This window comes from Pseudomonas sp. B424, from assembly GCF_055408345.1.
Map to the genome: position 1 here is coordinate 201,834 of NZ_JBUZTL010000001.1, position 15,781 is coordinate 217,614.

11 protein-coding genes are annotated in these 15,781 nt (G+C 60.4%); 2 read left to right on the forward strand and 9 right to left on the reverse strand.

Going from position 1 to position 15,781, the window contains the following annotated elements; translation table 11 throughout:
• Positions 1 to 103 precede the first annotated feature (103 nt).
• The 9 genes from ACZRMS_RS00780 to glnE all read right to left on the reverse strand — a co-directional run bounded on the left by ACZRMS_RS00780 (position 104) and on the right by glnE (position 11,095).
• Positions 104 to 1,546 (reverse strand): lipopolysaccharide kinase InaA family protein, encoded by a 1,443-nt coding sequence (locus ACZRMS_RS00780; protein WP_463993695.1) that lies wholly within the window; start codon positions 1,544 to 1,546, stop codon positions 104 to 106.
• Positions 1,546 to 2,298, reverse strand: coding sequence for a lipopolysaccharide kinase InaA family protein (locus tag ACZRMS_RS00785; protein ID WP_463993696.1), 753 nt, complete (start codon positions 2,296 to 2,298; stop codon positions 1,546 to 1,548). Before ACZRMS_RS00785 ends, ACZRMS_RS00780 begins: the two co-directional genes overlap by 1 nt.
• Positions 2,295 to 3,029, reverse strand: a complete 735-nt coding sequence (locus tag ACZRMS_RS00790) for a lipopolysaccharide kinase InaA family protein (protein ID WP_463993697.1) — start codon at positions 3,027 to 3,029, stop codon at positions 2,295 to 2,297. The genes ACZRMS_RS00785 and ACZRMS_RS00790 overlap by 4 nt, the downstream gene beginning before the upstream one ends.
• Positions 3,029 to 3,835 carry a lipopolysaccharide core heptose(I) kinase RfaP gene (rfaP, locus tag ACZRMS_RS00795; RefSeq protein ID WP_463993698.1) on the reverse strand — a complete coding sequence of 269 codons (807 nt, stop codon included), beginning with the start codon at positions 3,833 to 3,835 and terminating at the stop codon, positions 3,029 to 3,031. The genes ACZRMS_RS00790 and rfaP overlap by 1 nt, the downstream gene beginning before the upstream one ends.
• Positions 3,835 to 4,956 (reverse strand): glycosyltransferase family 4 protein, encoded by a 1,122-nt coding sequence (locus ACZRMS_RS00800; protein ID WP_463993699.1) that lies wholly within the window; start codon positions 4,954 to 4,956, stop codon positions 3,835 to 3,837. Before ACZRMS_RS00800 ends, rfaP begins: the two co-directional genes overlap by 1 nt.
• A complete protein-coding gene (gene waaC / locus ACZRMS_RS00805) occupies positions 4,956 to 6,017 on the reverse strand; it encodes a lipopolysaccharide heptosyltransferase I (RefSeq protein ID WP_463993700.1) in 1,062 nt (353 codons plus the stop codon). The genes ACZRMS_RS00800 and waaC overlap by 1 nt, the downstream gene beginning before the upstream one ends.
• On the reverse strand, positions 6,018 to 7,052 hold the full coding sequence (gene waaF / locus ACZRMS_RS00810; RefSeq protein ID WP_463993701.1) for a lipopolysaccharide heptosyltransferase II: 1,035 nt from the start codon (positions 7,050 to 7,052) through the stop codon (positions 6,018 to 6,020).
• A gap of 58 nt (positions 7,053 to 7,110) precedes the next feature.
• A complete protein-coding gene (locus ACZRMS_RS00815; RefSeq protein WP_048360382.1) occupies positions 7,111 to 8,034 on the reverse strand; it encodes a branched-chain amino acid transaminase in 924 nt (307 codons plus the stop codon).
• A gap of 118 nt (positions 8,035 to 8,152) precedes the next feature.
• Positions 8,153 to 11,095: a bifunctional [glutamate--ammonia ligase]-adenylyl-L-tyrosine phosphorylase/[glutamate--ammonia-ligase] adenylyltransferase gene (gene glnE, locus ACZRMS_RS00820; RefSeq protein WP_463993702.1), complete on the reverse strand. Its 2,943-nt coding sequence runs from the start codon at positions 11,093 to 11,095 to the stop codon at positions 8,153 to 8,155.
• Positions 11,096 to 11,478: 383 nt separating this feature from the next.
• Here glnE and aceE point away from each other — a divergent pair, with 383 nt between their 5' ends.
• Positions 11,479 to 14,124 (forward strand): pyruvate dehydrogenase (acetyl-transferring), homodimeric type, encoded by a 2,646-nt coding sequence (aceE, locus tag ACZRMS_RS00825; protein ID WP_463993703.1) that lies wholly within the window; start codon positions 11,479 to 11,481, stop codon positions 14,122 to 14,124.
• Positions 14,125 to 14,135: 11 nt separating this feature from the next.
• A complete protein-coding gene (gene aceF / locus ACZRMS_RS00830) occupies positions 14,136 to 15,770 on the forward strand; it encodes a dihydrolipoyllysine-residue acetyltransferase (RefSeq protein ID WP_463993704.1) in 1,635 nt (544 codons plus the stop codon).
• Positions 15,771 to 15,781 lie beyond the last annotated feature (11 nt).

Below are 15,781 nucleotides of genomic sequence, written 5' to 3' on the forward strand. Positions count from 1 at the left end.
GGGCACGCTCCTGTGGGAGCGGGCTTGCTCGCGATGGCATCAACACGGCCAGCCTGACAGGCCGCAGCGCTTGCATCGCGAGCAAGCCCGCTCCCACAGAGTCTTAGCCAAGGTCTTTGGGCAACCGCCCATCTATCACTTGATACAACGCACTGCCCACCGGCCAGTTGCGCATAAAGCGTGCACGGTCACGGGCATACGCGGTGGCGAAACTCTTCAGGCTGGCGTGCTGGCACATGGAGTCCAGATCGATCAGCGCCCAGCGCCCCTCATCCCAGAACACGTTATGACCCTTGAGGTCACCGTGGCTGATGCGCTCGCGGATCAAGTCGGCAAATAACTGATCCAGCGCCTGCAATTCGGATTCCGGCGCGTCACCTTGCTCAACATAGGGCGCAAAGCGCTCGATGATGTCCGGCCCCGGCAGATACTCGGTCACCAGATACGCTTTGCCGCGCAGCCATAAAAACCGGGTTTCCAGCAGTGCCAGCGGCTTGGGCGTAGCAATGCCGAGGAACGCCAGACGGTTGCCTTCACGCCACGAATGCCAGGCCCGGCTCGGGCGCCAAAAGCGTTTGAGCCAATGGGCAAAACCTTTGATGTTGTAGCGCTTGACCACCAATGTGCGGCCCGCCACTTCGACTTTGCCGACACTGGCTGCACCACCGGTTTTATACAGATGGCTCTGGTCGAGCAGCGCATCGGCATTGGCCAGCACCGGCAGCATTGCGGCCTCTTCTTCGCGGCGAATCGCACGCAAGGCGAAGGCGCCACTCTGAACGCTGAACAGCGTGCAATCGCGGCCGACTTTGGTCAGGTAGTCATTCAGGCGCCAGGCGCGAACCTTCTCGACCTGCCTGAGCAGCGCTTCCAGCGGCAAGGCGTGTTCGCCGTTGCTCAACAGGTAATGCACCAGCAGCTCTTCGATAAACGGCTCAAGGGTCTTGGGCAACTGAGCGAAAAACACCCCGAGGTTTTCCAGCACTTTTTGCCGGGACAGCGGCTTGCCCGCCTCTTCGGCACAAATGCCCGCGCCGTCGATCAAGTACAACTGACCGTTGTGGCGCAGCAGGTTATCCAGGTGCAAGTCTGCTTGCCACAAGCCCTTGAGGTGCATCTGGCCAATAGCGGTCAGCGCCTCGGCCAGGACCGCTTGTTGCTCGTCAGCCAGCACCGGCAAGCCCTGAACTGCTTTCCAGGCCTGATCCAGGCTCTGGGCGTCTTCCAGAAACTCGAACAACAACCAGCCGCCCTCGCCTTCCTGCAAACCATCGGCCAGCAATAGCGGCGTGGTCAGGCCCTGCCCGGCCAACAGCCGCACACCGGTCAGTTCGCGTTCGAAGTTGCGGGCCGCCTTGCTGCCCACCAACAACTTGGTCAGCACCGGTCGCCCGCGCCACACGCCGGCACCGACATAACGCTGGCCGGGCAACACGCGCAACAAGGTCAGCAATTGCAACTGCGCGGGCCCGGCCGCGTCGGCCAGTTCCAGACTGATGGGCAAGCCCGGCGCCCGCCCGGCTTTTTGCAGTTCGGACAAACGCATCAGCGGGTCTCCTTGTGACTGCGACGCACATTCAGACGCTTGAACCATGCATCCACCAGGCCGCTGCCTGCCGGTTGGTCCAGATACGCCGCGAGCAAGGCTCGCACATCGGCTTCAGTCCAGACATGGGCCCGGCGAAGCAACGGTTCGATATCCTTGACCCGGTCACGCTGGCCCAGCAGCAATGGCCGGGTTTTCTCCAGGTCGATCAGCTGGGCCCGATAGCCCGCGCCATCGGGCTGCAAGAAAATGTGCTTGGGGTAGAAACAGCCGTGCACCTGGCGCACCCCGTGCAGGCGCCGAGCCAGTTGGCCGCAGGCCTGCAAAATCGCTTGCTGCTGCTCATCGCTCAACTGCGACCATTGCTCCAGCAGCGAGTCGAGGTCATTCCAGCCGTCCAGCGCACGCGTCATCAGGATCGCCCGACGTTCGCCCGGGACCTTGCGCTCACCAAAAAACACGGCCTCCAGCGCGGGGATGCCCATCTGCCGGTAGCGCTGAATATTACGAAACTCGCGGGCAAAACTCGGTTCGCCCAGCGGGCTGTGCAGGGTACGGGTCAGGTAGTTGCTCTGGCGCTTGAGGTAAAAGCCCTGGCCTTCCAGATCCATGCGAAACACGCTGCTCCAGCCGCCACCGCTGGTGTTGGGCTCGTCCACCGCTTCCAGTTGCACGGCCCACAACGCGTCGAAATCAGCCAGTCCGTTGCGCTCAAGCAAAGCCCGGTCCGCGTCGGCTACAAAATCAATCATTCCCGGCCCTCAAAAAAACGCACGATATGACGGACTCGTTCCTTGTCCGCCGCATTGAGCTTGTTGCGCCCGGTGTATTGGATATAGAAGCGCAAGCGCTGGGTGTAGGACAAATGGTACTTGGCCACTTTGTCCAGGCACGCCAGGTCTTTGGTGATGCGGTACTTGAGCCAGAACCCGCGCCAGAAATCGCCGTTGGGACAGTCGATCAAAAACAGCTTGGGTTGATGATCGACCAGCAGATTGCGCCACTTCAGGTCGTTATGGGTGAAGCGATGGCCGTGCATGGTCTTGGTATAGCGCGCCAGCTGGCGGCTGATGCAATCGACCCAGGCACGGTCCTTGAGTAACGGATCGTGGTTGTCCGCAAGGTCCGACAAATCTCGGGTATTGGGCAGCTCGCGGGTGATCATGGCGCCACGGGAGTAGGCAAAGCCACTGCGCTCAAGACCCCAGGCCACAACCTCGGCCGTGGGGATGCCCCATTTGGCGAAACGCTTGAGGTTCTGCCATTCGGACTTGACCCGCGGGCGGCCCAGGTAGCGACGCAAGCCCTTGCCCGCACCGGTGTAACGCTTGACGTAGTAATTGACGCCATCACGCTCGACACGAATCACTTCAGACAAGGGGTCGCGGGTCAGGTGCTCGCCCTGCAGGGCAAACACGGCCTCCAGGCTGCCAAAATCAGAAGCGAGAGCACTGTAAGAAGGTTCCAGATTCCAACCCGCCATTACAGTGCATCCCCATAACGCAGTTTGCGTTCGTAGAGTTTGCTCGCCTTGCCTTCCAGCCACGCCAGCAGGCGGGCTTCTTCGCGCAGGATCTGGCGCAGCGGCATCTGGAAGTAACCGCGCAGGAAACGCAGTTTGTCCCGTTGCGTAAGGCCGATATCCAGTGCCGAAAAGTACAGTGCAGCCAGATCCTTGTTGCGCCAGCGTTTGCTGATGACCGTTCGGACTTGCGCACGATGCAGGTCGATGACGGACAGGCGCAAATCCCCGGCCGTAACCGGTTTGTCGGTGTGCAGCAAAAAGTGGCAGATGTAGCAGTCGCGATGGTTGACCCCGGCGCGGTGCATCATGCCGGTCATGCGCGCCACTTCGGCGATCAGCGCATGCTTGAGTTTTGGCGGCGGCGGCTGCTTGACCCAGTTGAGGCTGAAGTCTTCAAGGCTGACGGTCGGCGCCAGCTCTTCGGTGATGATGAACGAGTGCTGCGCGGCCGGATTGCTGCCCTTTTCGCCGTAAGCAACAGCGGTCATGGTGGGTACGCCGACTTCGCGCAAACGCTCGATCGCCCGCCATTCCTGGCCTGCGCCGAGTACCGGCAGCTTGGCCGTCAGCAGGTTTTTGAACACTTCACCCCAGCCAATGCCACGGTGGACTTTCACGAAAAAACCGTGCCCGTCGACTTCGGTACGCAAGGTACGTCGGCCGTCCAGCTCACGGTAAACCTCGCCTTCCAGGCGCTCGACTTCGGTGAACGCATCGCGTCCCGCCCACAAGCTCTTGAACGGTTCGGCAAGAATCAGTTTCATCAGTGTTGCTCCGCCAGAATCACATCCGCAGCGTGCTGCGGCATGCTGTAGAGGTCGGCCGTCTGTGCGTAGGCCAGGCCATTTTGGCTCCAGGCCGCGCGCGCAGCATCGTCGGACAACATGTGTGTCAGGTATTCATTGAGTTGCGCCTGCTCGAACGGCTCGTCCAGTACCCGGCCGCAATCGGCATCGCTAATGTAGTGGGCGTAACCGCAAACAGCGCTCACCAGCACCGGCAAGCCAGCGACCAGCGCTTCAAGCAGCACGGTGCCGGTGTTTTCGTTGTAGGCCGGGTGAATCAACAAGTCGGCGCCCAACAGGAAACGCGGGATATCACTGCGGCCCTTGAGGAACTGCACGTGATCGCCCAGCCCCAGTGTGGCGCTCTGCAATTGAAAGACTTTAGGGTCGTCCTGACCAATGACAAATAATTTAGTGCGCTTTTTAAGCTCGGCAGGCAAGGCCGCCAGGGCTTTAAGGCTGCGATCCACGCCCTTGGTCTTGAACCCGGAACCAATCTGCACCAGCAGCAGGTCGTCGTCTGCCAGCTTGAACTCGTGGCGAAACTCGGCCCGAATCCCGGCCGCATTGGCCGGTGCACGACGGTCCAGCGCAATACCCGGCGGCAGCAGATGAAAACGCTGCAACGGGGTGTGGTAATGCTTGATGAACAGAGGCTGCTGGACTTCGGAAATCATCAGGATTTCAGTCTTGGCGTTCTTGTCGAACACGGCCCGCTCGTACTCGGCAAAGTGCTTGTAGCGCTTGAAGAAGCGGTACATCGAGTGGCGCAGGTTCTGTGCCTTGTCTTCAAAGCAGCCGTCGGCTGCGTAGTACACGTCCAGACCCGGCATTTTGTTGAAGCCGATCAGGCGGTCCACCGGGCGTTTAGCCAGGTCGGCCTGCATCCAGGCGAGCATCTTTTCATTGCGGGTGTGATTGAAGAACGCCTTGACCGGCGCCACCAGCACTTCAAAACCCGGCGGAATATCGCCTTCCCAGATCATCGTGTACACACGGATCTGGTGCCCGCGTTTCTGACATTCCAGCGCAATGCGCATGAAATCGCGTTGCAGCCCGCCAAACGGGAAATATTTGTACAGCACAAAAGCCAGTTGCATCAGCGCAGATCCTCAGCCAGTAACAACGTGCTTAATCGACTCGCGACACGCTCAGGGTTCAAACGGGTGAAGCACAACGGCCACTCGTTTTTCAGATCAAACCGCTGCTGGTCCTGTGCAGTCGGAGTGTAGGTGCATTTTTTCTGCAGGCACGGCGCGCACGGGAAATCGCTGGCCAGGTGGATTTGCACCTTGCCATAGGCACCGGTGAGCCCCGGGTTGGTGGGGCCGAACAGGGAGATGGTCGGCACATCCAGTGCAGCCGCCAAATGCCCCAGCCCGGTATCGACCGCTACGCAGGCGCTGGCGCTGGCCAGTACTTTGGCAACGCCCGCCAGGTTCAGTTTGGGCAGTACCACAGCGTTGTTCAGGCCGCTGGCGATGCGTTCAGCGCGGGCTTTCTCCGCCGGGTTGCCCCACGGCAAGCGCACTTCAACACCCATGTGCCCCATGCGCAGGGCCAGGTCGCGCCAGTACACTTCGGGCCAGTGCTTGGTGTCCCAGGTGGTGCCGTGCAAGAACAGTATGTAGGGCTTCTTGCGCGGCAATTCAATCAGGCGCTCAACGTCGAGGCCGTAATCGCCCAGCCCTTTGGGCAGGTCGTAACCCAGCGCCACCGCAAAAAGCTGGCGCAAACGCTCGACCGCGTGCTGCCCGCGGGCCACGGCCAGGCGTCGCTGATAAAAGCGGCTGGCCAGGGGTTCCCGGGCCGAGTCCTTATCAAGACCGGCCACCGGGGCTTTCACGTAGCGGGTCAGCCAGGCGCTTTTGACCAGGCCTTGAGCGTCGATCACCAGATCGTATTTCTCGGCGCGCAGGCTTTGCTTGAAGCGTCGCCACTCACCGCTCTTGATGGTTTCCCAGATGTTTTTGCGCCAGCGGCGAATCGCCACCGGAATGACTTTGCCCACCGCCGGGTGCCAGGTCGGAATTTCGGCAAAGCCTTCTTCCACGACCCAGTCAAAGGTGATCCCCGGAATCGCCCGCGCCGCATCGGTCAACGCGGGCAAGGCATGGATCACATCCCCAAGGGATGAGGTTTTGACCAACAGAACACGCACTTAGTGGACCTCGACCGGTGAGCCCTGCAAACGCTGCAAGGCTTCTATCACCGGCTGCGGCATCAGTTCACGCAGGCAGTTGTAGTGACCAAAGCGGCAGGTGCGGTCAAAACACGGGCTGCATTCGAGCCCCAGACGCACGATCTCGACCTTCTCGGCCAAAGGCGGGGTAAAGCCCGGCGACGTGGAGCCATACACCGCCACCAGCGGGCGGTTCAGCGCGGCAGCCACGTGCATCAGCCCCGAATCGTTGGACACCACGGCGTCGGCACACGACAACAGGTCGATAGCTTCAGCCAGCGAAGTCTCGCCGCTGAGGTTGACCGACTCTTCGCGCAGCCCCGGGATCAGCCGCGAGCGGATGTCTTCGCCCACTGCGTGATCGTTCTTGGAGCCGAACAACCACACCTGCCAGCCTTCGCGGATCTTTTGCTCGGCGACTTTGGCGTAATGCTCGGACGGCCAGCGCTTGGACTCGCCAAACTCGGCACCCGGGCACAGCGCCAGCACCGGACGGTCCAGCGCCAGGCCGAACTTGGTCAGCGCCGCATCGCGGCATTGCGGGTCAATCTGCAAATCAGGTCGCGGGTACGGCCTGGGCAAGTCAGCCCCCGGCTCATAGGCCAGGGCCATAAAGCGCTCGATCATCAACGGGTAGCGTTCTTTATCGAGCTTGCGCACGTCGTTAAGCAGGCCGTAGCGGAACTCGCCAAGCCAGCCGGTACGTTTCGCGATACCCGCAAAAAACGGCACAAGGGCCGATTTTAGCGAGTTGGGCAGCAAAATTGCCTGATCGTATTGGCCCTTGAGGGACTTGCCGATCTTGCGTCGCGTGGCCAGTTCGAGCGCGCCGTGGCCGAGCGGAAAGCTCAAGGCCTTGCGAACTTCAGGCATGCGCTCAAGGATGGGCCGGCTCCACTCGGGGGCCAGCACATCGATTTCGCACTGCGGGTGGCGCTGCTTGAGGCACTGGAACAGTGTCTGCGCCATCACCATGTCACCGACCCAGCTGGGCCCAACGATCAAAATATTCATAAGTTTCCATAAACAAGCAAGGGAGGCATTCGCCTCCCTGCTGTGATGCCATATCGCTTTATTTGACCAGTGTACGCCACTCTGGGTGGTCCGTAGTCTTGCCGGTCACCAGGTCAAAGTAAGCCTTCTGCAGTTTTTCGGTGATCGGGCCACGACGGCCGATACCGATATGACGCCCGTCGACTTCGCGAATCGGCGTCACTTCAGCGGCAGTGCCGGTAAAGAACGCTTCGTCGGCGATATAGACCTCGTCGCGGGTGATGCGTTTTTCAACAAACTTGTACCCAAGCTCAGTGGCCAGGGTCAGGATCGTGCTGCGGGTGATGCCGTTCAGGCAGGCCGTTACGTCCGGGGTGTAAATCACGCCATCCTTGACCAGGAATACGTTTTCGCCCGAGCCTTCAGCGACAAAACCTTCCGGGTCCAGCAACAGCGCTTCGTCGGCACCACCGGAAATCGCTTCCTGCAGGGCCAGCATCGAGTTGATGTAGTGACCGTTGGCCTTGGCCCGGGTCATGGAAATGTTCACGTGGTGACGGGTAAAGGAGCTGGTGCGCACCTTGATCCCGACTTCCAGCGCTTCGGCGCCCATGTAGGCACCCCAGCTCCATGGCGCGATGATCACGTGGACCTTGAGGCCAGTGGCGCGCAGGCCCATGGCTTCCGATCCGTAGAACACCATCGGACGAATGTAGGCGCTGTCGAGGTTGTTTTCACGCACCGCGAGGCGGGTCGCTTCGTTGATTTCGTCTTTGCTGAACGGGATCTTCATGCCCATGATGTGGGCCGAATCGAACAGGCGGTCAGTGTGCGCCTGCAAGCGGAAAATCGCCGCGCCCTGCGGGGTTTCGTAAGCGCGCACACCTTCAAACACGCCCATGCCGTAGTGCAGGGTATGGGTCAGCACGTGGGTGGTCGCATCGCGCCACGGCACCAGCTTGCCGTCATACCAGATCACACCATCACGATCAGCCATCGACATCATTACGCTCCTCAAAGAATCCAGCACCTGCGCTCTGAAGCTTCAGGCAAATTGGACGGGCCTTATGGACCCGCCGGATACGTTCTTACAGCTCTAATTCTGTGTATAAGCTAAAAAACTAGCTCAATCCTAGCTCAGACCAAATGCGCCGTACGTGTTGACGTTCGACCACGAATTGATCCCCCGTGACCACCCCGGCTTCCTTCTGCAAGGCTTGCCGGTGGGCGACGGCGCGAAAGGCCTTGTAAGCCTCGCGCAACAGGCTGGCATCGGTGGCGGGCATCAGCCCGACCTCCTCCAGCCCTTCCAGAATGCGGATATTGTCGGTGTAGCGCAGTAACGCCGGGTGTTCCCTGGACCATGCCAGAGCCGCGTATTGCACCATAAATTCAATATCGACGATACCTCCGGCGTCCTGCTTGAGGTCGAACGGCACCGTGGCCTCGCAGGCATTTTCGGCAGTGCCGGCGGCGGTGATACGGGTACCCAGGTTGTCACGCATCTTGGCCCGCATTTCGCTCACTTCCTGACGCAAGGTGGGCAGGTCACGCGCGCGGCCCAATACGCTGGCGCGCACGCTCTCAAACGCCGCGCCTACCTGCTTGCAACCCACCAGCACCCGGGCCCGCACCAGCGCCTGGTGCTCCCAGGTCCAGGCTTCGCTTTCCTGATAACGCTCGAACGCACCCAGCGAGCTCACCAGCAACCCCGACGCGCCTGACGGACGCAAGCGCATATCGACGTCATAGAGCTGCCCGGAGTTGGTCTGGGCCGTCAGCAAATGGATGATGCGCTGGCCCAGCCGGGTGAAAAACTGCGCACCGTCGATGGGTTTGGCCCCATCGGTTTCGGCGTTCGGGTCGCCATCGTGGATAAACACCAGGTCCAGATCCGAGCCGTGCCCCAGCTCGATTCCGCCGACCTTGCCGTAGCCGACAATAATGAAGCCCGGATCACACAGGCTGCCGTCCGAACGTTGCGGGGTGCCGTACTTGGCCACCGTCTGGCGCCAGGCCAGTGCCAGCACTTGTTCCAGGATTGCTTCGGCCAGCCAGGTCAGGTAATCGCTGACCTTCATTAAAGGCAGGCTACCGGCAATTTCGGACGCAGCGACCCGCAGGCGGTGAGCCAGCTTGAAGTTACGCAAAGCCTCCATCTGCTGCTCAAGGTCGTCCTCGGGGATGCGCGTCAGGCGTTCGCGCAATTCGGCCGCCAGCTCCGGGGCCAGTGGCGGCTTGAACAGGCGACGCTCGTTGAGCAACTCATCGAGCAGCAACGGGAAGCGGGTGATTTGTTCGGCGATCCAGGGGCTGGCCGCACACAGCGTCAGTAAACGACGCAACGCGTCGGGGTTTTCGGTCAACAACACTAAATAAGCAGAACGTCGGGCGACCGCCTCCACCAGCGGCAATACCCGCTCCAGCACCAGGTCGGGGTTGGCGTGCTCAACGGCTTGCGCCAGCAAACGCGGGATAAACGCATCCAGGCGCTCCCGCCCAAGACGCTGCATGGCGCGCAGCTGGGGGCTGGAACGCAGGCCCACCAGCTGCTTCAAGGCTTTGGGCGCATCCATAAACCCCGCTTCCTCCAGCTGGGCACAAGCAGCCGCGTCGTCCTGAACTTCTTCCCATAATGGCAGCCACTCGCCGCCGACGATCAGCTCGCCTTCGTCGATGTCCCCGTCTTCATCCGGGTCTGCGATGACTTGACGGAAATGCCAGTCGATACGGCCACGCCACACCATCAACTGCTCGTGGAACACCGCCCAGCTGTCAAAGCCCATCATGAATGCAATGCGCGCCTGATCCTGTTCGGTGTCGGGCAGCATTTGGGTCTGACGGTCTGCAATGGCCTGGATCGCGTGCTCGGTGTAGCGCAAGAACTCATAGCCTTCTCGCAGTTCACTGACCACCGCCTCCGGCAAGTAGCCCTGGCCTTCCAGGGTGGTCAGTACTTTAAGCAGCGGCCGCTGCTGCAGGCTCAGGTCACGGCCGCCGTGGATCAGCTGGAACGCCTGGGCGATGAACTCGACTTCACGAATTCCGCCCGCACCCAGCTTGATGTTGTCGGCCATGCCTTTGCGCCGCACTTCCTGCTGGATCAGTTGCTTCATGGTGCGCAGCGCTTCAATTGCCGAAAAATCGAGGTAGCGCCGGTAGACGAACGGGCGCAACAGGCTGAGCAGTTGCGCGCCCATCACCTGATCGCCCGCCACCACACGGGCCTTGATCATGGCGTAACGTTCCCAGTCGCGGCCCTGGTCCTGGTAATACTGTTCCAGCGCATTGAAGCTCAGCACCAGCGCACCGGACGAGCCATACGGGCGCAAGCGCATGTCGACGCGGAACACAAAACCGTCGACGGTCATCGGGTCCAGTGCCTTGATCAGGCGCTGGCCGAGACGGATGAAGAATTCCTGGTTATCCAGCGCACGCTTGGCACCCACGGTTTCGCCGCCTTCGGGGTAGGCGAAGATCAAGTCGATATCCGAAGACAGGTTCAGCTCCACGGCACCGAGCTTGCCCATGCCCAGAATCACCATCTGCTGCGGCTCGCCGCTGCGGTGCCCGGTGGGCGTGCCGAACTGCTGGCAATGGCGCTGATACAACCAGCGATAGGCCTGATCGATGCTGGCATCGGCCATGTCCGACAGATCGCGGCAGGTTTCGATCAAGTCAGCCTGACGGTTGAGGTCGCGCCAGATGATCCGCACTTGCTGACGGGTACGCTGGCGGCGCAATGCACGGGCCAGCTCGTCGTCAGTGGCGGCGGCCTGCACGGCATCGGCCACCTGCCTGCACAGCTCGCCGGGGGCGAAGCTGCGATCCAGCTCGCCTGCGCGCACCAGTTCAAGCAACATCAAAGGGTCACGTAGCGACTGTTCAATAAAGAAGTCGCTCGCCGCACTGACCCGATGGAACGCCGACCAGCGTTCGGCCGACCAGTCGTCAAGCCCGTGCCCGCCCTCAAGTCCCGCAACTGCCGTGCGCCACGACTGCTCGGCACGGTTGGCAAGTGGCAGTAAAAGGCCTGGAATTGGAGCAAGCGACGGAAGGCTCATGGTCTATCCTTGATCGGCGAAGGTGTTGCCGAGTACGGTGACAGGAAGAAACAGCGGTTTAATCCGACTGTCGAACAAAGGTTATAAATAGCTGGAAGATCATTTTGGTTAGCATTCAGCCCGCGCTTTCAGGGCTTAACATCGTGAAACGCACCAACAATATCGATTTTTCGCACAACCAAACAGGTGGCCATCAGGACCTTTCCTGTAGTTTTACTACTGACTCACACACTCGAAAGGCTGAAATGGCCGACGATTTGTAGTAAAACTACACGCCGCTGGAACCAACCTCCGGCCATCCAAGAATTTATGTCGTCTGCCCACAAGGCCAGTCGCAAACTCAGGCAACCGATTCTGGAAGCCTATCCGCCCTGGAGCAAGCCATGCAAGACCTCGATCCCGTCGAAACCCAGGAATGGCTGGACGCCCTGGAATCGGTTCTCGACAAAGAAGGCGAAGACCGCGCTCACTACCTGATGACCCGTATGGGTGAGCTCGCTACCCGCACCGGTTCGCAGCTGCCGTATGCCATCACCACGCCTTACCGCAACACGATTCCAGTAACCCACGAAGCACGCATGCCTGGCGACCTGTTCATGGAACGCCGCATTCGCTCGCTGGTTCGCTGGAACGCCATGGCCATGGTGATGCGCACGAACTTGAAAGATTCTGACCTGGGCGGTCATATCTCCAGCTTCGCTTCCAGCGCAACCCTGTATGACATCGGCTTCAACTACTTCTTCCAGGCCCCGACCGACGAGCACGGCGGCGACCTGATCTACTTCCAGGGTCACACCTCGCCAGGCGTTTACGCCCGCGCGTTCATGGAAGGCCGGATCACCGAAGAGCAAATGAACAACTTCCGCCAGGAAGTAGACGGTCAGGGCCTGTCGTCCTACCCGCACCCTTGGCTGATGCCTGATTTCTGGCAGTTCCCGACTGTATCGATGGGCCTTGGCCCGATCCAGGCGATCTACCAGGCACGCTTCATGAAGTACCTGGAAGCCCGTGGCTACATTCCGGCCGGCAAGCAAAAAGTCTGGTGTTTCCTGGGCGACGGCGAGTGCGACGAACCAGAATCCCTGGGCGCGATCTCCCTGGCTGGCCGTGAAAACCTCGACAACCTGATCTTCGTCATCAACTGCAACCTGCAGCGCCTCGATGGCCCGGTTCGCGGCAACGGCAAGATCATCCAGGAACTCGAAGGCGTGTTCCGCGGCGCTCACTGGAACGTGACCAAAGTCATCTGGGGCCGTTTCTGGGACCCGCTGCTGGCAAAAGACGTCGACGGCATCCTGCAACGTCGCATGGACGAAGTCATCGACGGCGAGTACCAGAACTACAAAGCCAAAGACGGCGCGTTCGTTCGTGAACACTTCTTCAACACGCCGGAACTCAAGGCGATGGTTGCTGATCTGTCCGATGACGAGATCTGGAAACTCAACCGTGGCGGCCACGACCCGTACAAGGTCTACGCGGCATACCACGAAGCGGTCAACCACAAAGACCAGCCAACCGTCATCCTGGCCAAGACCATCAAGGGTTATGGCACCGGTGCCGGCGAAGCGAAAAACACTGCGCACAACACCAAGAAAGTCGACGTCGAAAGCCTGAAGCTGTTCCGCGATCGTTTCGACATTCCGGTTAAAGACGACGAAATCGAAAACCTGCCGTTCTTCAAACCTGAAGAAGGCAGCGCCGAAGCTCGTTACCTGATGGAACGCCGTACTGCATTGGGCGGTTTCGTACCTCAGCGCCGCGCAAAAAGCATGAGCATTCCGACCCCGCCACTGGAAAGCCTCAAGTCCATCCTGGACGGTTCCGGCGACCGTGAAATTTCCACCACCATGGCTTTCGTGCGCATCCTGGCGCAACTGGTCAAGGACAAGGAAATCGGTCAACGCATCGTTCCGATCATCCCGGACGAAGCCCGTACCTTCGGTATGGAAGGCATGTTCCGCCAGCTGGGCATTTACTCGTCCGTCGGCCAGCTCTACGAGCCAGTCGATAAAGACCAGGTAATGTTCTACCGCGAAGACAAAAAAGGTCAGATCCTCGAAGAAGGCATCAACGAAGCAGGCGCCATGAGTTCCTTCATCGCCGCCGGTACTTCGTACTCCAACCACAACCAGCCGATGCTGCCGTTCTACATCTTCTACTCGATGTTCGGCTTCCAGCGTATTGGCGACCTGGCCTGGGCCGCTGGCGACAGCCGCACCCGTGGCTTCCTGATCGGCGGCACCGCCGGGCGCACCACGCTCAACGGTGAAGGCCTGCAGCACGAAGACGGTCACAGCCACATCCTGGCCGGCACCATCCCGAACTGCCGCACCTTTGATCCGACCTACGGCTATGAGCTGGCGGTGATCATTCAGGACGGCATGAAGAAGATGACCGAAGAGCAACAGGACGTCTTCTACTACATCACCGTGATGAACGAGTCTTACCAGCAGCCAGCCATGCCGGCCGGTGTCGAGGAAGGCATCGTCAAAGGGATGTACCTGCTCGAAGAAGACACCAAAGAAGCGGCACACCACGTTCAGCTGATGGGCTCCGGCACCATCCTGCGTGAAGTCCGTGAAGCGGCGATCATCCTGCGCGAACAGTTCAACATCGGCGCTGACGTATGGAGCGTTACCAGCTTCAACGAACTGCGTCGCGACGGCCTGGCCGTTGAGCGCAGCAACCGTCTGCACCCGGGCCAGAAGCCTAAGCTGAGCTACGTTGAAGAGTGCCTGACTGGCCGTAAAGGTCCGGTGATTGCTTCTACCGACTACATGAAGCTGTTCGCTGAACAGATTCGTCAGTGGGTACCGGTCAAGGAATTCAAAGTGCTGGGCACTGACGGTTTCGGCCGCAGCGACAGCCGCAAAAAACTGCGTCACTTCTTTGAAGTAGACCGTCACTTCGTGGTGTTGGCAGCCCTGGAAGCACTGGCTGACCGTGGCGATATCGAACCCAAGGTGGTTGCAGAAGCAATCGTCAAGTTCGGCATCAACCCGGAAAAACGCAACCCACTGGACTGCTGAGGAGAATATTTGTGAGCGAACTCATTCGAGTACCTGACATCGGCAGCGGCGACGGTGAAGTCATCGAGCTGTTTGTTAAAGTCGGCGACCGTATCGAAGCCGATCAGAGCATCCTGACGCTGGAATCGGACAAGGCGAGCATGGAAATCCCTGCTCCTAAAGCCGGTATCGTCAAAAGCCTGAAGGTCAAGCTGGGCGACCGCTTGAAAGAAGGCGACGAACTGCTGGAACTGGAAGCCGAGGGCGCCGCTACGGCGCCTGAAGCTGCAGCCCCTGCAGCGGCTCCGGCCGCAGCTGAAAAACCTGCTGACGCCCCTGTTGCCGAGGCCCCTGCCGCCCCGGCTGCACCTGCCGCTGCCACCATCCAGGACATCCATGTCCCGGATATCGGCTCGTCGGGCAAAGCCAAAATCATCGAAATCCTGGTCAAGGCCGGCGATACCGTTGAGGCTGATCAATCCTTGATCACCCTCGAATCCGACAAGGCCAGCATGGAAATTCCATCGCCAGCCGCCGGTGTGGTTGAGAGCATTTCGGTCAAGCTGGACGACGAAGTCGGCACTGGCGATTTCATCCTCAAGCTCAAGGTTGCCGGCGCTGCTGCGCCTGCAGCTCCAGCCCAGGCTGCTGCTCCTGCTGCGGCCAAAGCTGAAGCACCTGCTGCTGCCCCTGCGCCAGCCGCCAAAGCCCCGGCAGCCCCTGCCCCGGCCGCAGCGCCTGCGCCAAAGGGCGCCAAAGTTCACGCCGGCCCTGCCGTGCGCCAACTGGCCCGCGAGTTCGGCGTCGAGCTGAACGCAGTGAGCTCAAGCGGCCCGCACGGCCGTGTTCTGAAAGAAGACGTGCAGGCTTACGTCAAAGCCATGATGCAGAAGGCCAAGGAAGCTCCAGCCGCCGGTGCAACCGGTGGTGCTGGCATTCCGCCGATCCCTGTAGTCGACTTCAGCCGCTTCGGCGAAGTTGAAGAAGTGGCCATGACCCGCCTGATGCAAATCGGCGCGTCGAGCCTGCACCGCAGCTGGCTGAACATCCCGCACGTGACCCAGTTCGACCAGGCTGACATCACCGAGCTGGAAGCTTTCCGCGTCGCGCAAAAAGCCGTCGCAGAAAAAGCCGGTGTGAAACTGACCGTATTGCCTCTGCTGCTCAAGTCCTGCGCGCACCTGCTCAAGGAAATGCCGGACTTCAACAGCTCGCTGGCGCCAAGCGGCAAGGCGATCATCCGCAAGAAGTACGTCAACATCGGCTTCGCCGTAGACACCCCGGATGGTTTGCTGGTCCCTGTGATCAAGAACGTTGATCAGAAGAGCCTGCTGCAACTGGCTGCTGAAGCCGCGGCACTGGCTGCCAAGGCCCGCGACAAGAAGCTCACCGCAGACGACATGCAGGGCGCCTGCTTCACCATTTCCAGCCTCGGTCACATTGGCGGCACCGGCTTCACGCCGATCGTCAACGCACCGGAAGTGGCGATCCTCGGCGTTTCCAAGGCAACCATCCAGCCAGTCTGGGACGGCAAAGCCTTCCAGCCAAAGCTGATGTTGCCACTGTCGCTGTCCTACGATCACCGTGTGATCAATGGCGCGGCCGCTGCACGCTTCACCCAGCGTCTGAGCCAGTTGCTGGGCGACATCCGCACTATCCTGTTGTAAGCCACGCCCCG

Coding starts and splice junctions, on each gene's coding strand:
- ACZRMS_RS00780 (WP_463993695.1), bottom strand. CDS start 1,546: ATGCGTTTGTCCGAACTGCAAAAAGCCGGGCGGGCGCCGGGCTTGCCC.
- glnE (WP_463993702.1), bottom strand. CDS start 11,095: ATGAGCCTTCCGTCGCTTGCTCCAATTCCAGGCCTTTTACTGCCACTT.
- rfaP (WP_463993698.1), bottom strand. CDS start 3,835: ATGAAACTGATTCTTGCCGAACCGTTCAAGAGCTTGTGGGCGGGACGC.
- ACZRMS_RS00790 (WP_463993697.1), bottom strand. CDS start 3,029: ATGGCGGGTTGGAATCTGGAACCTTCTTACAGTGCTCTCGCTTCTGAT.
- ACZRMS_RS00815 (WP_048360382.1), bottom strand. CDS start 8,034: ATGTCGATGGCTGATCGTGATGGTGTGATCTGGTATGACGGCAAGCTG.
- ACZRMS_RS00785 (WP_463993696.1), bottom strand. CDS start 2,298: ATGATTGATTTTGTAGCCGACGCGGACCGGGCTTTGCTTGAGCGCAAC.
- aceE (WP_463993703.1), top strand. CDS start 11,479: ATGCAAGACCTCGATCCCGTCGAAACCCAGGAATGGCTGGACGCCCTG.
- ACZRMS_RS00800 (WP_463993699.1), bottom strand. CDS start 4,956: ATGCAACTGGCTTTTGTGCTGTACAAATATTTCCCGTTTGGCGGGCTG.
- waaF (WP_463993701.1), bottom strand. CDS start 7,052: ATGAATATTTTGATCGTTGGGCCCAGCTGGGTCGGTGACATGGTGATG.